Origin of the sequence: Kineococcus aurantiacus (assembly GCF_013409345.1) — a bacterium.
In the GTDB taxonomy this organism is placed as follows: domain Bacteria; phylum Actinomycetota; class Actinomycetes; order Actinomycetales; family Kineococcaceae; genus Kineococcus; species Kineococcus aurantiacus.
This window is the reverse complement of the sequence record NZ_JACCBB010000002.1, coordinates 115,433-138,574: the sequence shown is the minus strand read 5'-3', so window position 1 is coordinate 138,574 and position 23,142 is coordinate 115,433. Positions and strand designations below refer to the sequence as shown.

Annotated in this window: 15 protein-coding genes and 1 pseudogene; 14 read left to right on the top strand and 2 right to left on the bottom strand. The window is 68.5% G+C overall.

Translation table 11 applies throughout. The features are described 5' to 3' along the window. The first annotated feature begins 19 nt into the window (after positions 1–19). From BJ968_RS23565 to iolG, 5 genes are all read left to right on the top strand, one after another. Positions 20–1,171, top strand: coding sequence for a Gfo/Idh/MocA family protein (locus tag BJ968_RS23565; protein WP_179757377.1), 1,152 nt, complete (start codon positions 20–22; stop codon positions 1,169–1,171). Positions 1,172–1,203: 32 nt separating this feature from the next. After that, a complete protein-coding gene (locus BJ968_RS23560; protein ID WP_179757375.1) occupies positions 1,204–2,757 on the top strand; it encodes a PucR family transcriptional regulator ligand-binding domain-containing protein in 1,554 nt (517 codons plus the stop codon). A gap of 127 nt (positions 2,758–2,884) precedes the next feature. Beyond that, the gene (gene iolD / locus BJ968_RS23555; protein ID WP_179757373.1) at positions 2,885–4,840 is read left to right on the top strand and encodes a 3D-(3,5/4)-trihydroxycyclohexane-1,2-dione acylhydrolase (decyclizing); all 1,956 of its coding nucleotides are present in this window, start codon (positions 2,885–2,887) and stop codon (positions 4,838–4,840) included. A 161-nt stretch (positions 4,841–5,001) separates the two neighbouring features. Then, entirely contained in the window at positions 5,002–6,357 is a 1,356-nt protein-coding gene (locus tag BJ968_RS23550) for an NAD-dependent succinate-semialdehyde dehydrogenase (RefSeq protein ID WP_179757371.1), read from the top strand. Between the two features lie 316 nt (positions 6,358–6,673). Then, a complete protein-coding gene (iolG, locus tag BJ968_RS23545; RefSeq protein WP_179757444.1) occupies positions 6,674–7,681 on the top strand; it encodes an inositol 2-dehydrogenase in 1,008 nt (335 codons plus the stop codon). A gap of 164 nt (positions 7,682–7,845) precedes the next feature. On the opposite strand, the gene BJ968_RS23540 is transcribed toward iolG, so the two are convergent. Both BJ968_RS23540 and BJ968_RS23535 read right to left on the bottom strand, forming a co-directional pair. Then, positions 7,846–8,949: a Gfo/Idh/MocA family protein gene (locus BJ968_RS23540; RefSeq protein WP_343078296.1), complete on the bottom strand. Its 1,104-nt coding sequence runs from the start codon at positions 8,947–8,949 to the stop codon at positions 7,846–7,848. Beyond that, positions 8,946–10,094 carry a Gfo/Idh/MocA family protein gene (locus tag BJ968_RS23535; protein ID WP_179757369.1) on the bottom strand — a complete coding sequence of 383 codons (1,149 nt, stop codon included), beginning with the start codon at positions 10,092–10,094 and terminating at the stop codon, positions 8,946–8,948. Before BJ968_RS23535 ends, BJ968_RS23540 begins: the two co-directional genes overlap by 4 nt. A 187-nt stretch (positions 10,095–10,281) precedes the next feature. On the opposite strand from BJ968_RS23535, the gene BJ968_RS23530 reads away from it, so the two are divergent. From BJ968_RS23530 to BJ968_RS23490, 9 genes and pseudogenes are all read left to right on the top strand, one after another. Then, positions 10,282–11,046 carry an SDR family oxidoreductase gene (locus BJ968_RS23530; RefSeq protein ID WP_218886605.1) on the top strand — a complete coding sequence of 255 codons (765 nt, stop codon included), beginning with the start codon at positions 10,282–10,284 and terminating at the stop codon, positions 11,044–11,046. A 60-nt stretch (positions 11,047–11,106) separates the two neighbouring features. Continuing rightward, positions 11,107–12,867 (top strand): IlvD/Edd family dehydratase, encoded by a 1,761-nt coding sequence (locus BJ968_RS23525; protein ID WP_179757367.1) that lies wholly within the window; start codon positions 11,107–11,109, stop codon positions 12,865–12,867. Beyond that, the gene (locus BJ968_RS23520; RefSeq protein WP_218886604.1) at positions 12,864–13,904 is read left to right on the top strand and encodes an NAD(P)-dependent oxidoreductase; all 1,041 of its coding nucleotides are present in this window, start codon (positions 12,864–12,866) and stop codon (positions 13,902–13,904) included. The genes BJ968_RS23525 and BJ968_RS23520 overlap by 4 nt, the downstream gene beginning before the upstream one ends. 553 nt (positions 13,905–14,457) lie before the next feature. Further along, positions 14,458–15,423: pseudogene (locus BJ968_RS23515) on the top strand (integrase core domain-containing protein). Between the two features lie 367 nt (positions 15,424–15,790). Further along, a complete protein-coding gene (locus BJ968_RS23510) occupies positions 15,791–16,654 on the top strand; it encodes an ATP-binding cassette domain-containing protein (RefSeq protein WP_179757365.1) in 864 nt (287 codons plus the stop codon). Further along, positions 16,651–17,649, top strand: coding sequence for an ABC transporter permease subunit (locus BJ968_RS23505; protein ID WP_218886603.1), 999 nt, complete (start codon positions 16,651–16,653; stop codon positions 17,647–17,649). Before BJ968_RS23510 ends, BJ968_RS23505 begins: the two co-directional genes overlap by 4 nt. A 113-nt stretch (positions 17,650–17,762) precedes the next feature. Continuing rightward, complete coding sequence (locus tag BJ968_RS23500) at positions 17,763–18,722, top strand: sugar ABC transporter substrate-binding protein (RefSeq protein ID WP_179757363.1); 960 nt, start codon at positions 17,763–17,765, stop codon at positions 18,720–18,722. Between the two features lie 125 nt (positions 18,723–18,847). Then, positions 18,848–21,850, top strand: coding sequence for an FAD-binding and (Fe-S)-binding domain-containing protein (locus BJ968_RS23495; RefSeq protein ID WP_179757361.1), 3,003 nt, complete (start codon positions 18,848–18,850; stop codon positions 21,848–21,850). Next, positions 21,840–23,126 (top strand): Glu/Leu/Phe/Val dehydrogenase dimerization domain-containing protein, encoded by a 1,287-nt coding sequence (locus BJ968_RS23490; protein WP_218886602.1) that lies wholly within the window; start codon positions 21,840–21,842, stop codon positions 23,124–23,126. Before BJ968_RS23495 ends, BJ968_RS23490 begins: the two co-directional genes overlap by 11 nt. The last annotated feature ends 16 nt before the right edge of the window (positions 23,127–23,142 follow it).

Here is a 23,142-nt window from a genome sequence, read left to right as displayed (position 1 = left end):
CGGCGAGAGGTAGGACGAAATGAGTGAAGTGGAACCCATCAGGGTCGGCATCGTCGGCGTCGGCAACGTCCTGAACCAGTACCTGGACAAGATCGCTGTGCACCCCGACGTTCGCATCGTCGCACTCGCTGACGTCAACGCCGAAGCGGTCAAGGGTCGCGCCCAGCAGTACGGGATCGACAAGGCCTTGACACCCGATGAGCTGCTCGACGACCCTGAAGTCGAGCTCGTGCTCAACTTGACCCCGCCTAAGCTCCACGCCCCAGTGTCGTTGCAGGCCATCGCGGCCGGTAAGCACGTGCTGTCGGAAAAGCCGTTCGCCACATCGCTGGCGGAGGCCCAGCAGGTCCTCGAGGCTGCCCGGGCAGCTGGGGTGCACGCCGGGTCCGCGCCCACGACCTTCCTGGGGTCGGGGATGCAGACCAGTCGCAAGCTCATCGATGACGGCTGGATCGGCCAACCCGTCGCCGCCTTCGGGTCCTTCGCCTGCCGCGGATACGAGCACTGGCACCCCAACGTGGATCCCTTCTACAGCCCCGGGGCCGGTCCGATGCTCGACATCGGTCCCTACTTGATCACCAACCTGGTCAACTTCTTCGGGCCGGTGCAGCGTGTCTCAGCCAGCACGCCCCGCTCTTCGCAGACCCGCCCACGTCCCACCGGCGACGGAGGCTACGAAGGAGTCATCGACATCCAGACGCCGACGCACGTGACCGGATCGATCGACTTCGAGTCCGGAGCGGTCGCCACCGTGATCGTCAGCTGGGACGTGTGGAACCACAACCTGCCCCACCTGGAGATCTACGGCACCAGTGGATCCATCGCCGCGCCGAACCCGGATCACTTCTCAGGCGCACCGGTGCTGCGCCGCGGCGAGCCCGGCGACCTGGCGCTGGACATGACCCCGCCCGGGGGAGGCGACTGGCGTCAGACGCCCATCACTCACCGTGACGACGCCTATCGGGGCATTGGTCTGGCGGAATTCGGCCACGCCATTCGCACGGGTGTCGAGCCGCGCACCGGTGGCCAGTTCGCGTACCACGTCCTGGAGGTCCTACTGGCCTTCGAGGCATCCTCGACCCAGGGTCGGCACGTCGACGTGGACAGCACGTGTGAGCGACCGCGCCCGTTGCCTTCGGTCGGACCGCACGAGCCCTACCGGTTCGACTGACCGCGCCTGTCGCCGGATGACCGGAGTCGATCGTGTCCGCAACCTCGACGCCGTCCACAGCAGCTTCCGGGCCGCCGATGACGGCAGTCACCCCCAAACGGGACTTCCTCACCATCGCCGACCTTGTGGCCATGCCGCACCTGGGGCTGCGGCTGATGGCCGGCGGCGATGGTGCCCGCCACGCCGTGCTGTGGACGCACACCTCTGAGCTCGCCGACCCGGGGCCGTGGCTGGAAGGCGGTGAGCTGCTCATCGTCAACGGCTTCGGCATCCCCGCCGAACCCGATGAGCAGGTCGAGTACCTCACCCGGCTATCCCTGCACCGCCTCGCTGGATTGGCCGTCAGTGCGCGATCCCCCACGCTCACGCCGGAGCTGCTGGCCACCGCCGACCGCCTAGCCTTCCCCGTGTTGCGCATCCCCCGGCAGATCCCCTTTGTCGAGCTGTCGCACCTGGTGGCCAACGCGCGGGACAGGTCGGCCCGCAGCCGGCTGTCGCGCCACCTGCAGATCTTTGAGACCCTGCGGCTGCGCAACAGTCCCGACAGCGATGTGGTGAAGTTCTACACCGAACTGGAGCGGGTCTCCGGTTACCGACTGGCCCTCGTGTCCCCGGCCGGTCGCCCTCTGCTCGCGCAGTGGCCGTGGATGCCCGACGACCTCGCCTTCGACCCGAGGCCTGCAGCCTCGAAGGAGCTGCGGGTCGTCCCCGGCGGCTTCGTCATACCGTTGGTTGTCGGCGACCGGGTCACCGCCCACCTCGTCGGGCGCGAGCGGACCGATGCGGTCCCCGGAGGCCTGGCCGCCCTGCAACACGTCGCCTCGCTCGCCGAGCTGGACGCCATCGACGACCAGCGCCATCGGGAGGCGCTGCACCGTGAAGGCGGCGAGCTGCTGGCGAGCGCACTGGACGCCCCCGCCGCGAGCGAAGATCACCGCAAGCGCCTGTCCAGGTTCGGGCTGGACCCTTCCCGCGGCCTACGCGTGCTCGCCATCGCAGGACGCACGGGACACCTGGTGCCCGAGCAGTGGGTCCGCGACTGGCTCTGCGACCGCGACATCCCGCACCTGCTGCTCCTTCGGCAAGGCGTCTTGTTGGCCGTCGTCGACCGCGACGAGCCCAACCTGCGTGAGATGGCCATCCACTTGGCAGTGGACCTGGGCGTCAGCTCCCGTTGCGATGACCCCGGCGAGCTGGCCCGACTACGTCGGCAGGCCGTCTGGTCGCTCACCCTGGCCAACGAGTCGGCTGAGCCAAGCGTGGTCCTGGCCGATCAGCAGCAGGGGTTGGCCCGCTGGCTCAATCCTGACGTGCAGACGATCAAGGAGCTGGCCGGCGCGGTCTTGCGCCCTTTAATGGAGTACGACGCTCAGAACGACGGCGAGCTGCTGCGCACCTTGACGGTCTACTTCCGGAACCAGGGCCGGGTACGGCCCTCAGCGGCTGAGCTTTTCATTCACGAGCACACCTTGACCTACCGGCTCAAGCGCATTGAGCAGCTCGTCGACCGTGATCTGAAGTCCTACCGTGATCTCTTCGAGCTGTGGCTCGCCACCGTGGCGACCCCGCTGATGGACCGGTCCTGACCGCTTGCCCCCTCTTCACGACCTCGTGTCAATTTGGCACACCCCCATCCGCGCGGCCGGTGGAACGCTGGCCGCTAGAACCCATCGCACGACCGAGTCGACGATGAAGCACGGACTAGGAGAAGGCATGAGCAGCACAACGGCCGTCGACACCGGCACCGACGCGGCGCCCGCCGGCACGCGCCGGCGCACCGTTGCGCAGGCGATCGTCGAGTACCTGCAGGTGCAGCACAGCGAGCTCGACGGGGTCCGCCGACGGCTGATCCCGGGCCTCTACGGCATCTTCGGGCACGGCAACTCGGTCGGGTTGGCTCAGGCCACCGACGAGTACGGCAGCGACTTCCCGTTCTACCCCGGCAAGAACGAGCAGTCGATGGTCCACGCGGCCATCGGCTACGCACGAGCCAACAACCGGGCCTCGACCCTGGCATGTACCGCCTCCGCCGGGCCGGGGTCGACCAACATGGTGACTGGGGCAGCCACCGCCACCACCAACCGACTGCCGGTCCTGCTCTTCCCCGCTGACATCATCAACAACCGCAAGGGTGACCCGGTGCTGCAGCAGGTGGAGCACCCCGTCGAGCGGGACGTGTCGGCGAACGACTGCTTCCGCCCGGTCAGCCGCTACTTCGACCGGATCACCACCCCCTCGCAGCTGCTGTCGACCCTGCCGGAGGCCATGCGAGTCCTGACGGACCCGGTGGAGACCGGAGCGGTCGTCGTCTGCCTCCCGCAGGACATCCAGGGTGAGGAGTACGACTTCCCCGAGGCGTTCTTCACCCCACGGGTCTGGCACATCCGGCGCCGCCCGGCCGCTGAGGACGAGATCAGCGGCGCGATCGAGATCATCCGCAACGCCAAGCATCCCCTCATCATCGCCGGAGGTGGCGTCCGGTACTCGGCCGCCTCCGAGGAGCTCGCCCGCTTCAGCGACGACTTCGGCATCCCTGTCTCCGAGACTTACGCCGGCAAAGGCAGCGGCCCGGTCAGCGACCTCAACGTCGGTGGCGTGGGGGTCACCGGCACGGTCGGCGCCAACCAGTTGGCTCAGCGTAGCGACTGCGTGATCAGCGTCGGTACCCGCCTGCAGGACTTCATCACCGCGTCGCACTCGCTGTTCGAGAACCCCGACGTGCGCTTCGTACACCTGAACGTCAGTTCCTTCGATGCGCACAAGATGGGGTCCTTCCCCGTCGTGGGCGATGCCCGTCTGTCCCTGACCTCGCTGCACACAGGTCTGGCGGCGGTCGGCTACCACGCCGACGCCACCTGGAATGACGCCGTCAGCGCAGCCCAGCAGGTCACGGCCGACAACCTCGCGCACGATCTGCAGGACTTCCCCGGCGAACTGATGAGCCAGGCTCAGGTCATCGCTCAGCTGAACGCACACGTGGACGGGCACGACACCCTGGTGCTGGGGTCCGGTGGCGTCGTCGAAGGCGTTCACAAGGCGTGGGACACCTCGAACGGCACCGAGATCCACTTTGAGTACGCCAACTCCTGCATGGGCCACGAGATCCCCGCTGGTTTGGGTGCCAAGCTGGGTCGCGGTGACACCGAGGGTGAAGTCTTCGTCCTGATCGGTGATGGCACGTACTACATGCAGCCGACTGAGCTGATCACTGCAGTGCAGCTGCGGCAGAAGATCACGGTCGTGATCGTCGACAACAGTGGACACCAGTGCATCTGGCCGCTGCAGGTCGCCAAGGGCGGCCCCGACCACGAGTTCGGCACCCAGCTGCGCGAGGCGAACGCCCAGACCGGTCGACTCGACGGCGCGGTCGTTCCGGTGGACATCGCCGCGAACGCCGCAAGTTTCGGGGCGGCCTCTTGGACGACGAAGACGATCGAGGAGTTCACGCTGGCTCTGAAGGAGGCGCGCGCGGTCGAGGACCGGCCGGCGGTGATCGTCGCGCACGTGGAGCCGTGGCGCTTCCTTACGGGCAACGGTGCCTTCTGGGACGTCGGGGCGGCCATGACCTCCCAGCGTCCGGAGACGCTGGAAGGTGGTGCTAAGCACCGCCAAGGGCGCCAGCGTCAGCGGTACTACGGGACGACGACCGTACCGGACGGCCAGGCCTGACCTGCCCCGCGCCGCCGGGATCCACCGGCGGCCCACCCGGGGGCGGCAGCGTCGGCTGCCGCCGCCGGAGCCAGGACACGCGACCGGCTCGCCGGTCGGCTTCGGCGACCGGGCAGGACCGCCGGGTGCAGGAAGCGCACAGTGATCGAGGAGGACTACGAATGGGAACGTTCACCGTCACCGACCCGGCCACGGGCCAACAGCTCGCTGAGTACCCCGAGAGCACGGACGAGCAGGTCGAAGCCGCGCTGGCTTCGGCCCACGCCGCCTACCAGGGATGGGCCCGTCGCACTAGCGTCCGCGAGCGCGCCGCCCTTGCCCGCCGGCTCTCGGAGCTGTTCAGCCAGCGTCAGGACGAGCTGGCCAAGATCATCAACCGGGAGATGGGCAAGCCCTTGTCCCAGGGCATCGGGGAGATCGAGTTCTCCGCCAAGATCTGCGCCGCGTTCGCCGACAACGCCGAGGAGTGGCTGGCCGATGAGGAGCTGCACACCGCCGATGGCCTAAGGAGCTTCTTCCGCTACCAGGGGATCGGCGTGGTCTTGGGTATCATGCCGTGGAACTACCCCTACTACCAGGTCGCCCGATTCGCGGTACCCAATCTGATCCTGGGCAACACGATCATCCTGCGGCACGCCAGTCAGTGCCCCGAATCGGCGCTGGCGTTGCAGCAACTGTTCGACGACGCCGGCTTCCCCGAGGGCGCCTACGTCAACGTCTTCGCCAGTCACGCTCAGCTGTCGACCGTCATCGCGGACGACCGGGTGCAGGGTGTCTCCCTCACCGGATCCGAGCGCGTCGGTGCGATCGTTGCCGAGCAGGCGGGTAGGGCCTTGAAGAAGTGCGTCCTCGAGCTCGGTGGTTCCGACGTCTTCCTCGTGCTCGATGGCGCCGACTTGGACAACGCCGTGAAGCACGCCGTGGCCGGCCGGATGGACAACACCGGTCAAAGCTGTATGGGTTCCAAGCGCGTCGTCGTCCTGGATGAGTACTTCGACGAGTTCGCTGCCAAGTTCACGGCAGCCATCGGTGCCCAGTCGTACGAGAACGGTGACTACGGGCCCCTTTCGTCGGAATCGGCCACCCGGACGCTGGCCGCGCAGGTCCAGGCCGCACTCGATCAGGGTGCAGACCTCCTGGTGGGTGACAACGCACCTCGCGGCAACGTGTACACGCCGAGCGTCATCGGCGGCGTCACGCCGAGCATGGACGTCTACAGCGAAGAGCTGTTCGGTCCCGTCGCCCAGCTGTACCGCGTCTCCAGTGACGAGGAAGCCATTGAGCTGGCCAACTCCTCGCCCTATGGGCTCGGATCGGTCATCATGTGCCAGGACTTGGCGCGGGCTGAGCGCGTAGGCAGTCAGCTGGAGACCGGCATGGTGTTCATCAACGCCGCCGGCATCGGTGGTCCCGACGTACCCTTCGGCGGCGTCAAGAAGTCGGGCTATGGCCGCGAGCTGGGCAAGGTGGGCATGCTGGAGTTCGCGAACAAGAAGCTCTTCCGCTTCGCGCAGTAGGACGCCTACGCCGCGGGGGATCGGGGTCGACCTCGAGCCCCCGCGGCGCTCCAGCCGTGGGTGCGGCATCCCGTGCCTGGGCCGAGTCAGACGGGTGGCGAGTCGACTGGCGACGTGACGTTCGCGCAGGGGCTCTCCTCCTGGCAACGGGCGAGTCCAGCCATAGGAGCAACTCCGACTTCGTGGCCGATGCGGTCTGCACCCTAGCCCGATGCGCGCCGCCCCAGTGCGCTGTCTCGCCTTGGTACACGTCAGGCTCTGCGAGCGGGAACACCCTGGTCATGGAGCACCGATCCACGAACCTACGGAGGTGGATATGCAGGAAGATCCTTTGCGTTTCGGGTTGATTGGCACTGGCCGCATCGGCCAGGTCCACGCAGCGAGCATCGCCGCCAACCCGGACACGACGCTCGCCTGGGTCGCTGACCCCTTCGTCGGGGGCGCCGAGGCGGTGGCGTCCCGACACGGAGGAAGGGCCACGGACTCACCTGAGCGGCTGTTGGCCTCGGGTGAGCTGGACGCAGTGGTCGTCGCGTCTCCCACCCCGACTCACGTCGCCCTCATCGAGGCCTGCCTGGACGCGGGGTTGCCGGTGCTGTGCGAGAAGCCCATCGATCTAGACATCGCCAAGGTCGATGCCTTGCGTCCGAAGGTGGCGGCCAGCCAGGTGCCTGTCGCGCTCGGATTCAACCAGCGCTTCGACCCGGCTTTCGCGGAGACGAGGGCGCGGGTGGCGGCGGGGGAGATCGGTGAGCCGGAGCACCTGTCGATCGTCAGCCGAGACCCGGGGCCGCCGCCGGCTGAGTACATCGCGGTCTCCGGCGGAATCTTCCGCGACATGACGATCCACGACTTCGACATGGCTCGCTTCTTCCTCGGCGACATCGTGGAGGTCAGCGCGACGGGCGCTCAGTTGTTCGACGAGGGTGCTCGCGAACACGGTGACTTCGACAGCGTCGTCGTCGTGCTGCGCGCTGCCTCTGGGGCCATCGCCACCATCACCAACTCCCGACGTAGCCGGATCGGGTACGACCAGCGTCTGGAGGTCGTGGGTGCTGAAGGCTCGCTCACGGTGTCCAACGCACCCTCCAGTCTGGTGAGTGTCTCGACTGCCCGGGCCGTGGAGGCGAGACGGCCGTACGTGGAGTTCTTCCTGGAACGCTACGCCACCGCGTACGCCCAGGAGCTGGCCGAGTTTGTCGAACTGGCCCGGGGAGGAAAGTCCACGAGTCCGACGTTCGAGGACGGGCGCGCGGCACTGGTGATCGCCGACGCCGCCCGCCGATCGGCGGCCGACGGTGCGGTGGTGCGCATCGACGGCTGAGGCGATCCGGGACCGCCAGGGGGACGGTCGCTCGGGTCGTGGTGACGAGAAGGGCCGGACGTGGAGACTGTCCGGCCCTTCTTCGGTCCCATGACCGGCACGCCGACTCCACGCCGACCTTGCGCCGACCCGCGGGCCGACCCGCGGGTCGACCCAGCGGTCGGCTACGCGTGAGTGGGCAGTCGCACCGTTGCGCCGCTGCGGGCCGCCCGGCGAGCGGCGTCCAAGATTTCGCACGTGGCGATCGCGTCCGCCGGGTCGACCGGGACGGGCCCTCGACCGCGAACCGCGCGGGCGAAAGCGGCGTAGAAGTCCGGCCAACGGCCGGGCTCGCTCGGCACCCGGCGCGCGGGCCCATCACCCAGCACCACCGCCCCCCAGCGGCTGGGCGGCTCGACACCCCAGGCATCGCCTTCAACACCAGGAGTGCGCCCGGCCAACAAGAGCGCCTCCTGCACGTCCAGCGGCGCCTCGAGCACGAAGCTGCCAGCAGTCCCGGTGAGGCGGTACCGGGGCGCGGGAGCCGGCTGCACCAGCGACGCGGACAGCTCGCTGACCACACCGTTCACGTGCTGCAGCTGCAGGCGCGCCTCGCGCTCACAGCCATCGCCTCCGCTGGTCTGCGCCGCGACGGACTCGACCGGCCCGAAGAGCACCAGCGCCTGGTCCACCAGGTGCGTGCCGAAGTCACGCAGCAAGCCACCGCCAGCGATGACCGGCTCGGCAGGGGCCCAGCGCTCCAGCGCGGACTCCAGGCGCGTGACCTGCCCCAGCTCGCCGTTGGCCAACACGCGCCGCAACGTTCTGAAGTCGGAATCCCAGCGTCGGTTCTGGCAGGGGCTGAGCAGGACACCCGTGGAGCGTGCACGCTGCACGCTGGCTCGCGCGGCGCGGGCGTCCAAGGCGAACGGCTTGTCGCAGACGGTAGGCACTCCCAGAGCGATGGCTTGGTCGGTCAGCTGCGAGTGCGTTGCCACCGGGGTCGAGATGGCGACGGCTTGCGCCCCCGCGGCGACGGCCTCCGCCAGCGATGGCACCACTTCGGCCTGCGGGTGCTCGGCCGCCGCCTGGGCGCTGCGCTCAGGGCTGCCAGTCACGATGAAGCCCAGTCGGGCGCCGGCGGCACCAGCGATCACGGGGGCGTGGAAGTACCGCCCGCCCTCCCCGTACCCGACGAGGGCGAAGGTCACCGGCGGCGAGCAGGCCGACAGGTCCTCGAGCGCGCGCGATCGACCGCTCGTGGACTGCTGCCGGCCCACGCCGCTCACGCCTGGGTCGTCAGGGAGCCGGAGACGACCGGGACGTCGACCCACTCGCCCGAAGCGGCGCTGCGCAGCGCCGCGTCCACGATCTCGGCGGCCGACCACCCATCGGCCGCCGAGGGGGCCAGTTGGCGACCCTCGGCGACCGAGCGCAGGAACAGGGCCGCCTCGATCGTCTTCAGGTCGTTGAACCCGATGCCCGGCCCGGCATTGGGCTGGAACCGCCCGAACTCGCCGTAGGAGGTGGGCGTCATGATGGTGCGGTACCCCGAGCCGTCGTCGGCAAGTTCGAGCTGATTCATGCGGTCGAAGTTCCAGCGCAAAGAGCCCTCGGTGCCGTACACCTCGACGATGTACTCAGCGTGCGGCCCCACGGCGACGCGTGTGGTCTCCAGGACGCCCACGACGCCCCCCTCGAAGCGGGCGAGCACCGCGGCGTAGTCCTCGTTCTCAACTTCACGGGTCTCCCCCGTGCCGGGCACGGTCCGCTTGGGGATGAACCGCTCGGTCACCGAGCTGACCGACTTGATCGGTGCGACCAGGAACTGGGCGAGGTCGAAGCCGTGGCTGAGCACGTCGGCGAGGGCACCCGACCCGGCCTGCGCCTCCTCGTACCGCCAGGTGAAGGGTTGCGCCGGGTCGGAGGCGTAGCTAGTGATCATGCGAAGCTGCAAATTGGTGATGCGCCCCAGTGCACCGGTGCGGATCAACCGCCGTGCCTCCGCCACAGCCGGGGCATGGCGGTAGTTGAACCCGACACCGGTGAACAGGCCGGCCGCACCGGCCCGCTCGGCGATATCCCTAGACTCCCGAGCGCTGCGTCCCATCGGCTTTTCGATCCAGAAGTGCTTGCCAGCCTCGACTGCCGCCAGTGCCATCTCGTGGTGCAAGAAGGGCGGTGAGCAGATCGACACCACATCGACGTCAGGATGGGCGAGGAGCTGGCGGTAGTCGGTGGTCGTCTCGCGGAAGCCAAGGGCGTCCGAGGCGTAGGCGCGGCCGCCTGCGTCGGGATCGGCGGCGACGACGAGCTCGGCGCGGCGAGGTAGCTCGGGAAAGAACTGCGAGCTCTGCAGGTAAGAACGCGCGTGCAGCCGCCCCATCACCCCGACAGAGATGAGACCGACTCCGATGCTGTTCTGGCTGGGCATGGCGACTCCTCGGTGTTCGGCTAAATCCCGGCGCGGCTACCGCACGGCCTGCCGTCGGCGCCCGCGTCCTTGCCCGCCAGCCTAGGAACTGCGCGACCGACGCCGTTGTCTCAATCTGGAACATCCACCGTGACGGTGACCCTGTTGCAATGGATCCGACCATTCGCGGACTCAGAGGAGGACAGCGGTGATTGGCGAGACGGCCTTCGACGCCGAACCGGAACAGCTACGCGTTCTGGTAACCGGTGCCACGTCCGGCGTGGGAGAGGCCACGGCTCGACTCTTCGCCCGGCGCGGCGCCAAGGTCGCGCTCCTTGGACGACGCGAGGAGCAGCTGCGCCGGGTGGTCGATGACCTCGGTCGGAGCGCGCACCCCTTCCGGACCGACGTCAGCGACCCCGGCTCTGTCGCGGCTGGCGTCAGCGCGGCCGCGACCGTGCTCGGTGGTCTCGACGTCGTGGTCAACGCAGCAGGAGTCGCGGGCTCGGCACCCCTCGAGCTGTTGGACGACGCGGCGTGGCGCGAGGTGCTCGACACCAACCTGTCGGGAACCTTCCACGTCTGCCGGCAGGCCGTGCCGCACCTGCGAGCAGCTGGCGGTGCCATCGTCAACGTGGCCTCCGACCTGGCCGACATGGGGGTCGCCGGCCTGGCGCACTACTGCGCAGCCAAAGCTGGAGTCGTCGGTCTGACCCGTGCGCTCGCCGTGGAGCTGGCGCCGGCGGTGCGAGTGAACGTGGTGTGTCCTGGGCCGATCGACACGCCGATGCTGCGTGCAGGACTCGACCCAGCGAACCCGGTCGCGTCGCTGCGCGAGAAGGAGGCGACCGTCCCACTGAACCGGCTGGCCTCACCGGAGGAGGTCGCCCGGGCCATCTGGTTCCTGGCCGTCGACGGCACGTTCGCGACGGGCACCTCCATGGCCCTGGATGGTGGCACCTCCGCCGCCTGACTTGACACTCACCCATTGCGCGCCGCGTGGTGGACGGATCGGTACAAGGAGCACGAAGGCATGTCCGAGCAACAGCCCAGCGACCTCCGCAGCGCGCGGTGGTTCGGGCCGCACGACCTCACGGGGTTCATCCACCGGACTGCGATCCAGGCGGAGGGCTTCTCGAAGTTCGCCATCAAGGACCGGCCCGTCGTCGGCATCGCCAACTCCTGGTCGGAGCTGGTGAACTGCAACATCCACTTCAAGATGCTCGCCGACGCGGTAAAGCGCGGTGTGTTGATGGCCGGTGGCCTGCCGTTGGAGTTCCCGACCATCTCGCTCGGCGAGAGCTTGATGAAGCCCTCCGCGATGCAGTTCCGCAACCTCATGGCGATGGACGTGGAGGAGTCGATCCGGGCGTACCCACTCGACGCCATCGTCCTGCTCGGCGGCTGCGACAAGACGGTACCGGCCCAACTCATGGGTGCGGCCAGCGCGGATGTTCCGACCATCATGCTGACCGGCGGCCCGCAGGAGCCGGCCTACTTCCGCGGCAAGCAGCTGGGTGTCGGGACGGACACCTGGAAGTACGCCGACGAGTTGCGGGCGGGCACGATCACCCAGGACGACTTCAACGAGCTCGAGGCGAGCGCCAAGCCGACTGCGGGACACTGCAGCGAGATGGGTACCGCCTCGACCATGACCTCGATCGTCGAGGCGCTGGGCATGTGCTTGCCCGGCACTGCCTCGATCCCCGCCGTCCACGCGCGCCGAGCCTCCGCCGCTGAAGCCACCGGCCGGCGTGCGGTGGAGATGGCGCTGTCCGGAGGGCCCAGACCGAGCGACGTCCTCACCGAGCAGGCCTTCGACAACGCCATCACCCTCCTCATGGCCGTCGGCGGATCGACCAACGCGGTCATCCACCTGCTCGCGCTGGCCCGTCGCGTCGGCTACGAACTGCAGCTCGACAGGTTCCACGAGATCTCCCAGCGCACACCGCGCATCGCCAACGTCCGGCCGTCGGGTGAGCACCTCATCGCACAGCTGTTCAACGCCGGCGGCATCTCGGCCGTGCTCAAGGAACTCGACCCGCTGCTGCACGCTGGTGCGATCACCGTGACGGGCGAGAGCCTGTCGGATGGGTACCGCAACGCGCCCGCACCCGACGGTGATGTCATCAGTACGCTGTCCGAACCGTTCGACACCTCAGGCGGCATCGCTGTCGTCCGTGGTTCCTTGGCTCCCAAGGGCGCAGTCATCAAGCGCAGTGCGGCCTCGCCCGAGCTGCTGAAGCACCGTGGCCCCGCAGTCGTCTTCGAGGACATCTACGACCTCGGGCGCCGCATCGACGACCCCGACCTGGAGATCACTGAGGACTCGGTGCTCGTGCTGCGCAACAGCGGCCCGACCGGTGCCCCCGGCATGCCCGAGTGGGGCATGCTGCCGATCCCCGAACGTCTGCTGCGCAAGGGCGTACGCGACATCGTACGAATTTCCGACGCCCGCATGAGCGGAACCGCCTTCGGCACGACGATCTTGCACGTGTCGCCGGAGGCGGCCGTCGGGGGTCCGCTGGCGGCCGTGCGCGACGGCGATCACATCCTGCTCGACGTGCAGGAGCAGCGACTGGACTTGGAAGTGCCTCAGGATGAGATCGAGCGTCGACTGGCCGAAGCCGTCCCACCGGCGCCGAAGTACCGTCGCGGCTACGGCAAGCTCTTCGTCGACCACGTCACCCAAGCCGATGAGGGCTGCGACTTCGACTTCCTGCAGAAGCTGCCGGACGAGGAGCCGCAGCGACTGCCTCACGGCCTGACGAGCGGATGGCAGGGGGGCTGGTGAGCGGCGCGGACCTGGGGAAGACCGAGGCGGTCGAAGCGGCAGTGGGCGACGGTGCGAGGATGTCCCGACCCAAGGCGATCGTCGTTGTCCCCCGCGACGGGGTGGTGCCTCCACTGGCTGCGGCCGAGGCCGAAGCGGACCTCACCGTCGTGCGCACGTCCGGGGAGCTGCGAGCGGCCCAGGAGGACGCGGAGATCCTCTTCCTCAACGACTTCCGCAGCACCTTGTTGCGGGAGGTGGGGCCTGGTCGACTGCGCTGGATCCACACCTCCAGCATCGGGATGGACCCGCTGTTGACCGCATCGATCATCGACAGCGACATCGTGGCCAGCAACACCCGCGGGGTCTGCGAGCGTCCCATCGCCGAGTGGATCCTCGGCGTGCTCCTGCTGTTCACCAAGGACCTGCGTCGCACCATCGAGCTGCAGTCCCGACACAGTTGGCAGCATCGGGAGACCGAAGCGATCCAGGGTCGCCGCGTCCTGGTCGCCGGTCCCGGTCCGGTGGGGCGCGAGACTGTCCTGCTGTTGCGGGCGGCCGGCATGGACGTCACCGTGGTCGGACGCAGCGCTCGCGAGGACGCTGAGCTCGGTGGGGTCCGAGCCATCACCGACCTCGACGACCTGCTCCCGCTGGCTGACGACGTCGTTCTGACGCTGCCGTTGACCGAGGAGACACGAGGGCTGTTCGACGCCCGCAAGCTGGGGCTGATGCGTTCGGGTGCTCGGCTGGTCAACGTCGGTCGGGGGGCCGTCGTGGTGGCGGACGACCTGCTGGCCGCGATCGACGGCCGCCACCTCGGTGGTGCGGCGCTCGATGTCTTCGAACAGGAACCACTGCCCCCCGAGCATCCCTTCTGGAGCCGCTCCAACGTCCTGGTGTCGCCGCACGCTTCGGGCGACCTGGTGGGCTGGCGTGGCCGTGTCGTGGACCGGTTCGTGGACAACCTGCGTCGCTGGAAGGCTGGCCAGCCGTTGCAGGACGTCGTCGACCTGCGCCGTCTAGGAGCCACGGCGCCGGCCTCAACCGGTCACTGAGCCTCCGGAGCTCCTCGCGCCGGGGGTCGGAGCGTCGCCTCATCGGGTGCGGGCACTCACCGGCGCGGTGGCTCGGTGGGGGTTGACCGGAGCGCTCCCGCAGCGGCGCGGACGCCAAGCGGGTGGGCAGCCGTCTGTCGCGGCGCGCGAGGCGCTCGACCGGCGGTCGTCGTCACCGGCAGCAACTCTCCCTGGACGACCGTCTCCGGGCGGCTCCACAGCTGGTCGAGGCGGTCACCTCGCCCTGCCGCTTCTCCTGCGCTGTCACTAAAGACGACCTCGTACGAGGGGCGTCCCTTCGGGGCCGGCGGTTGAGGGAGCTTGAGGCGGCTTCCGTCGCGGACCGCCGGCGCCGTAGGTGGGGGCCGTCGGGCTGCTGGTGATGCCTTGAGGCGGGTCCGCGCTGGTAGACCCACTCCGCCAGTGACCTGGTTGTCCTGACCATGGACGTTGGCGACACGCCCGGACTGGCCCAGTCCGAGCGGAGGGAGGACTTCCGACGGCAGTGTGGAGCTGCTGAGGGCGACCCCACGCATGCCACTCGGAGGTCCTCGTGCCCCATCGCAACGCCGCCTTGGCCCCCGTCGGGAGACTCGAGTTGACTCAGCTCATCATCGGTGAACGCTGGCCCATCCGTCGGGCTGCCGAACGCTTCGCCCTCCCGAGCGGGAGACCCCCCGGTCTCCTGACCCACCGCCGCCCGCTGCACCGAGCGCCTGCTTGAGCTGGGCGCTGCCGGCCGTCGTGAAGAACCCGGGCTGGTCGGGCGGTCCTCTTGACCGCACCGCAGTCCGACGCGGACCCCGCAGGCGGCGGGAACAAAGTGGTGCACCTGCGCACCACCCGCGCTTGAGGACCAGTCCGCATCGGACCCGAGCTGGGCTTGCCCGTCTCGACCGTCGCCGTCGGCATCGCCCGGGAGGACCTGCCCAGGTTGTGCGACGTCGGTCTGAGCGACCGTCAGCGCATCCGCCGCGAAGTCCGACGCTACGAGCACGCCACCGCAGGACATCTGGTGCACATCGACGTGAAAGGGCTCAGCGTCACCACTGGCGGCGGCGGCTGGCGATTTCATGGCCGCGGCAACGCGAACCGTCGTGGACGACCTCCACCTCCTAGCCTTCACCGAGGTCCTTCCCGACGAGGAGGGCTCCACCACGGCCACGATCCGGGCCCAGGCCAACGCCTGGTTCACCGGGTGCGGCATCACCACCGCCTGCTGCCGAATGGACAACGGCGCCAACGACCGCTCGGCGACTTCGCCGCCGCGTTGGCCGCAACGGGCACCGTCCACAAGCAGACCCGGCCGCATCGGTCACAGAACAACGGCACGATCGAGCGCTCCCACCGGACCCTGGCCACCGAGTGGGCCCGCGACCGCCCCTACTCCTCCGAGGCCGCCCGTCGCCGCGCCTTGCCGACCTGGCTGCACCTCTGCAACCACCACCGGCACCACACCGCCCTCGGCCGGCGACCACCTGCTTCGCGCGTCACCGACCTCAGTGGTCAGTACCCCTAGGACGATGGAGTGCCGCACGATCCTCGCACACGACCGACCAGCACCGCTGCGGATCACCACGAGCCAGCCTGTGCAGGCGGCACGCTGACGGCTCATCGAAACGTCCTCGCAACGTCCGTGAAACGTGGCAGTGACCTGTCGGCACCGGACGGTGGATCTACCTGCCCCAGGACGCGAAGTGTGCAGAACTGGCACACCCGGCCTTCTTTCGCGGTGGTCACACTCGAACGCATCGAACTGGTGACCGGGTTCGCAGTCGACGGTGACGCTCCCGCAATGCTCTGCAGTATCAGGTGTTGCCCACCGGGACGGTGATCTCCGCACCAGTGCGTTGCTAGGCCGGGAATCTATCGATCACGAGGATGCCATGACCGACGCTCCACCTGCCACCCGACCCCTCGTCGCGCTGCGCGACATCCACAAGACGTTCGGCGCGGTGACCGCCTTGCGCGGGGTCAGCATCGACGTTCTCCCGGGCGAGACGTTCGCCCTGCTGGGCGACAACGCCGCCGGCAAGTCCACGCTCATGAAGATCCTCACCGGCGTCCACCAGCCCGACGACGGATGCATCGAACTCGACGGGACCTCGACCCACTTCCCGACACCTTCGGCCTCCCGGAGCAAAGGGATCGAGATGGTCTACCAGGATTTCGCCCTGGCGGACAATCTAGACGTCCGCACCAACGTCTTCCTCGGCCGTGAACCGCAGAAGAAGCTACTGGGCCCTTTCCTGAGCGTCATCGACCGCAAGAAGATGGAGCACGAGACGAACCGCGTCCTGGAGCGCCTCGATATTCCCATCAATCCGCGGCTGAAAGTGCGACGACTTTCCGGCGGTCAGCGGCAGGCTGTGGCCATCGGACGCGCCCTGGCCTTCGATGCGCGGCTCATCATCATGGATGAGCCGACGGCGAACCTGTCCGTGGCGAAGGTGGACAAGCTCATCGAAGTCACCCAGCGCCTCAAGGACCTGGGTATCGCCGTCATCATCATCACCCACCGCCTCGACGAGGCCTTCGCCGTCGCCGACCGCTTCGCGGTGATGCGCCAAGGGCAGGTCGTCGGCCGTTTCAGGACTGGCGAGGTGACGGAGACCCAGGTGGCGCAGCTCATCTCGCACGGGACGATCGAAGATCACCTCGATTCGGGCATCGACGCTGCTGAACACCGTCGCAAGATCGGCAGCACGTCCGCAACCACGACCGGATCGACCCTCGGGAACCTCTCGTGACATCGACTTTGGAACGACTTCCGCTGTTTTTGGGCAAAGCCAAGCTGGACGACTCCGCCAGGTCCACCAGGGTCAAGCGCTTCGTCGGCGACTACGGGATCCTCGTCTTCTTCGCGTTGATCGTCATCGCCCTCACCATCGCCGCGCCCAACTTCCTGTCGCTGAACAACATGATCAACGTCGTACGCCAGTCGTCGATCATTGGCGTCGTCGCGCTGGGCATGACCTTCATCATGATCACATCTGGTATCGACCTCTCGGTGGGGTCGGTCGTCGGATTGGCCGGCCTCGTCTACGCCCTGCTCGCCCCAGCTTCAGGCACGGCTTTCGTCCTGCCTCTGCTGGCCGGAGCCGCAGTTGGTCTGCTGGTCGGCTTCCTCAGCTCGGCCCTGGTGGTCTGGGGCAAGATCCTGCCCTTCCTCGCGACCCTGGCCACGATGGCCATCGCCCGCACCGGCGCACTGGTCATCACTGACGGACAAGTCGTCTCCGGCCTCAGCGAACCGGCCGAGTGGCTCGGCTCGGGATTCATCGGGCCGGTCCCCGTCCCGGTCCTGATGTTCCTGCTCGCAGCGTTGATCTGCGAGTTCGTGCTGAGCCGAACCAAGTTCGGATCACACGTCTACGCCGTCGGAGGCAACGAGGAGTCTGCGAAGAAGGTCGGCATCGCGGTCCGCCGCGTACTGTTCACCGTCTACCTCATCGGCGGGCTGATGGCTGCGCTCGGCGGGTTGGTGCTGACCGCTCGGCTCAACGGTGCAGCTCCGGTCGCCGGTACGGGTTATGAGCTGCAGGTGATCGCCGCAGTGGTCATCGGCGGCACGAGCCTGTTCGGTGGAGTCGGGACCATCCGCGGCACCGTCTTGGGTGTTCTGCTCCTGGGCGTGGTGATGAACGGGATGAACCTGCTGGGCGTGTCCTCGTACTACCAGCAAGGGGTACAGGGAGTGATCCTCGTCCTCGCCGTCCTGCTCAACCGGTGGAAGTCCGACTGACCGTTCGGCCTGAATCGCCCGGACCGTCCGATCACCCGAACGACGAGGCACCGAAGCACTGAAGCACTGAGGCACCGAAGCGCAACTACTGAGCTACGACTGGAGGAACGACCATGGAGACGAAGCGAAGCCGCTCCGCGGCTGCCGCGGTGCTGGCGATCGGAGCTCTGACGCTGTCTGGGTGCTCAGCGGCGAGCACTCAGAGCGGGACCGAAGGCTCCTACACCGTCGGTGTCGTCGTACTGGACCTGCAGGACCCCGACCTGGCCCTGATGACCAAGGCCATGGAGCAGGAAGCCTCGACCCAGGGTGTGGCGCTGGACGTCACCGACTCCAAGAAAGACGTCGGCAGTGAGCTCAACCAGGTCGAAGACCTGATCACACGGCAGGTCGACGCCATCATCCTGCAGCCACTGGACGGCGAAGCGAGCCAGACCGCCGCGCAGCGCGTCACCGAGGCGGGCATCCCGCTGTTCATCTTGTCGACGGAGTTCGCCGAAGGAGCCGCCGTCGACTACGAGAGCTACATCGGCGTCGACGACACGCTCGCCGGCCAGATGCAAGCTGACTACCTCAACCAAGCCCTGCCCGATGGGGGAGACATCGTCTTCGCCGCCGGCACCTACGGCGCGTCCTGGACCGATCGACGCAAGAAGGGGTTCGAGGAAAAGATCGACCCGGACATCAAGGTCGTCGCCGAATTCCAGGCCAAGGGCAGCCGGGACGACGCCAAGCGCAACATGGAGGACGTCCTGCAGCGATTCGGTGCCGGCGAGATCGTCGCCCTCGTCGCCAACAACGACGAGATGGCGATCGGCGCCGCCTCGGCTGTCACCGACGCCGGTCGCACGTCCGAGTTCAAGGCCGTCGTCGGAGTGGATGGGACGCCGGCTGCCGTGGAGGCCATCCAGGGCGGTGCCATGACGGCTACGATCCGCCAGGATTCGCAAGGACAAGGAGAGAAGGCGGTGGACGTGGCCACGCAGTTCCTCAAGGGGCAGGAGGTCGAGGACCGGTACACGCTGCCGTTCGAGCTGATCACCAAGGACAACGCGGCGAACTTCGCCGGGTAGCGCCGTCACCGACCTCCGGGCAGCGACCGCGCGGTCGCTGCCCGGCGGACGTGTCGATGTGGGACAGCCAACCGGTGATCGCCGTTCGTAGGCTGTCGGCGGTCCACCGGAATGGAGAGCACGAGATGCCGATCACCACTGGAACCGCAGCTGACCTCGGCGGGCTCGTCGAGGCGCTGAGACTTCGGAGCATCGAGGTCGACGATTCCTCCCGACGGCTCTGGGAGTACTCCTACGATGCTTCGAACTACCGGGTCAGCCCGGCGGCGGTGGCATTCCCGCGCACCGTGGAGGAGGTGCGCGAGGTGGTCCGGGCATGTGCAGACACCGGCGTACCCGTGGTCGCCCGCGGGGGTGGTACCTCGATGGCTGGCAACGCCGTGGGCGAAGGCGTCGTGCTCGACCTGTCCCGGTGGATGACGACCACGGACGAGGTCGACGCCGAGACGCAGACGGTCTGGGTAGACGCCGGAGTCGTACTCGGAGAGCTGCGCAACGCCGTCGAACAGGTATCAGGCGGCAAGTCGACCTTCGCGCCCGACCCGTCGTCCCTGTCCCGAGCGACGATCGGCGGCTCGATCGGCAACGACGCTTGCGGCAACCACTCGGTGGCCTACGGCCGGATGACCCAGCACGTCCTCGAAGTCGAGCTCGTGACCGCCGACGGCGCCCACCTGCGCGCGGGTCGCGGCACGATCCGCGCCGTCGACCCGTCCGACGTCACCTCGGTCCAGCGAGCAGCCCAACTGGAGACCGACCTGCGGCAGCTGGCGCGCGACAACCTCGCGACGATCCGACAGGAACTGCAGACCATCCCGCGCCAGGTGTCCGGGTACCACCTGGGCGAGCTGCTGCCGGAGAACGGCTTCCACCTCGCACGCGCCCTCGCCGGTAGCGAGGGCACGTGCGCGGTGCTCGTCCGTGCCCGCGTCGCTCTCGTACCCAGACCCCGCACGACCGCGCTGCTGTGCCTCGGCTACGAAGACACCGTCGAGTCGGCACGGGACGTGATGTCCATCCTCGCGACCAGCCCCACGGCGATCGAGGGGCTGGACTCCTCGATCGTGGAGATCATGCGACACCGGCGCGGTGCGGACAGCGTCGACTCCCTGCCGCGAGGCAATGCGTACCTCATGGTCGAGTTCTCGGCCGACACCATCGCCGTGGCTGCGGCCGAGTGCGAGCGCCTGCTGGAAGTGCTGCGCCGCGATGGCCGCGTCCTCGACCACACGATCGTCACCGCCCCTCAAGAGCGGGCCAAACTGTGGCGCGTGCGCGAGGACGGAGCAGGACTGTCCTCACGCCGCGTGGACGGGGTACAGACCTGGCCCGGCTGGGAGGACTCGGCGGTGGCTCCCGAGCGACTGGCCGACTACCTCGCCGCGCTGCTCACCCTCGTAAGCGAGCACGGGTACACCGCCTTCACCTACGGTCACTTCGGAGCTGGTTGCGTGCACATGCGACTCGACTTCGACCTGCGCAGCCAAGCCGGCCGCGCAACGTTCGAGCAGTTCACCCAGCGGGCCGCCGCGCTGGTCGTGGCGCACGGAGGCTCGTTGTCCGGTGAGCACGGTGACGGGCGGGCACGCAGCCAGTTGCTGGACATCATGTACTCGCCTGAGGTGATCGACCTGTTCGGAGAGTTCAAGCGGCTCTGGGACCCGCAAGGCACGCTGAACCCCGGCATCATCGTCGACCCGGTCTCCTTCTCGGCCGACCTGGCGCTGCACGGACTGCCCGAGGCCGACCACCCCCGAGGTGCAGGAAGCTCAGGGCAGCTGGGCGGCAAGATCGTCGAGGTGGGATCTGAGCTGCCCGTTCGCGGCGAGCTGTCGGCGGCCGCGTTCGCAGGCAGTAGCCACGCCTGCATCGGGGTAGGACGGTGCCGAGCCACCTCCGGCGGGTTCATGTGCCCCAGCTACCGGGCCACGAAGGATGAGAAGGACTCCACCCGGGGCAGGGCACGCGTCCTGCAGGAGCTGACTCGCACCCAGGGGAGCAACCTGGGCGGGTGGTCGACGCCACAAGTGCGGGAGGCGCTCGATCTGTGTCTGTCCTGCAAGGCGTGCTCGAGCGACTGCCCGACCGGCGTGGACATCGCCGAGGCGAAGTCGCAATTGATCGATGAGCACTACCGCGGCCGGCTGCGACCCTTCACGCACTACACGATCGGCTGGCTCCCGCGGTGGCTGCCGCTGTTGACCCAGATTGCGCCGCTGGCCAACGTCGGGGCACGGGTGCCCCTGGCACGCCGGCTGGGGGAGCGGCTGGGCATCAGCTCCCGGCGCCGCCTACCCGCCTTCGTCCCCGCCCGAGTGAGGCGGCGGCACCTCCGCGAAGCCGACTTCAACGACCACGCCGAGGTGCTCGTCTTCGCCGACAGCTTCACCCGCGCCTTCCGTCCAGAAGTCATCCCCGCTGCGGCCAGGGTCCTGGAGGAGACGGGAGCGTCCGTGGGATGCACCCCCGAGGCCTGCTGCGGACTGACCTGGATCTCCACGGGGCAGCGCGACGGCGCCAGGCGCCGGTTGCGGCGGCTGGTCGAACGCTTCGACGACGGAACCGACCGTCCCATCGTGGTGCTCGAGCCCAGCTGCGCGGCCACGATCCGTGATGAGGCGCCCAAGCTCGTCGGGGGCGAGGCCGCGCAGCGGGTGGCCGCCCGCGTGCGGTCCTTCGCCACCGCCGTGGACGAGGCACTGGCCCGAGGCTGGCGACCGAGCGCGACACCGCCGCAGCGTGCCGTGCTGCAGGTGCACTGCCACGAGCACGCCGTCTTCGGCTCCGAAGCCCAGCGCCGGGTCCTGGCGACGTGGGGGGTCGCGGACGTGACCACCTCCTCCTCCTGCTGCGGTGTCGCCGGGAACTTCGGGTTCGAGGCCGAGCACTTCGACACGTCCATGCAGGTGGCCGCACACTCGATCGCGCCGGCCCTGTCCAGCGCAGCCGAGGCACCAGTACTCACCGACGGTTTCAGCTGCGCCATGCAGGTAAGCCAGATCGACGCACTCCGTGGCAGTAGTCACCTGGCGTCGATGCTCGACCCCGCACCGTCTCCCGATGCGGAAGCCAGCCCCGCCACCCAACGACCACGACCGACCGCAGAAGGACCTGACCGTGAGCACTGACACCAACATCCTCAGGACGCCCCCCGCGCCGGTGCGTGCCGCTCCGCTGGAGGACGCACGCCGACAGCTTGCCGAGGCCGTGTCGCACCTGGGTCTGTCCGAGGGCACTTACCGGCTGCTGGCACACCCGCGGCGGGAAGTGACCGTTAGCGTTCCCCTACGGCTGGACAACGGCGATGTGGAGCTGTACATCGGCCACCGGGTGCAGCACAACTTCTCCCGCGGCCCGGCCAAGGGCGGGCTGCGGTACGCCCCGACGGTGGACCTGGACGAGGTACGTGCGCTGGCGATGTGGATGACGTGGAAGTCGGCGCTGCTCGACGTCCCCTACGGTGGGGCCAAAGGCGGTATCGCGATCCAACCCCGTGACCACTCCCGCGCCGAGCTGGAACGCCTGACGCGGCGGTACACCAGTGAGATCCTGCCCGTCATCGGCCCTGAGCGCGACATCCCTGCCCCCGACGTGGGGACCGACGAGAGCACCATGGCCTGGATCATGGATACCTACTCGGTGAACTCGGGGTACACGGTCCCTGGCGTGGTCACCGGCAAGCCGCTGGAGCTCGGGGGGTCCCTGGGACGCGCGTCCGCCACCAGCCGCGGCGTGACCCACATTGCGCTCGCTGCCCTGCAGCACGCCGGCATCGCGCGACGGGGTGCTCGAGTCGCGGTCCAAGGCATGGGGAAGGTGGGCCGTGACGCAGCACGCTTCCTCGCCGAGGCGGGGCTGCGCGTCATCGCTGTGAGCGACCAGTACGGGGCGGTGCACCACGACGGCGGCCTCGACATCGCCGCGGTCGTTCGGCACCTGGACGTCACCGGCAGCGTGGTCGGTGCCCCGGGCTCGGACGAGCTGGAACGCGAGGCGCTGCTCGAGCTCGACGTGGAGCTGCTGGTGCCGGCGGCCCTGGAGGGGGCGATCCACGAGGGCAACGCCCACCGAGTGCAGGCCCGCGTGGTGGTCGAAGGTGCGAACGGGCCCACGACGACGGCGGCTGATCAAGTCCTCGCCGACCACGGCGTCCTCGTCGTCCCCGACATCCTGGCCAACGCAGGTGGCGTGATCGTGTCGTACTTCGAGTGGGTCCAGTCGAACCAGACCTACTGGTGGAGCGCCGACGAGGTGGAGTCGCGCCTGGAAGCACGCATGCTCTCGGCGTGGGAGCAGGTGGTTCGCTTCGCCGCAGACCGCCGCTTGAGCCTGCGCGCTGCCGCCACGGCGCTCGCCGTCGGCCGGGTGGCGGAGGCGCACCGTCTGCGCGGGTTGTACCCGTGAGCCGACGACCCACCCT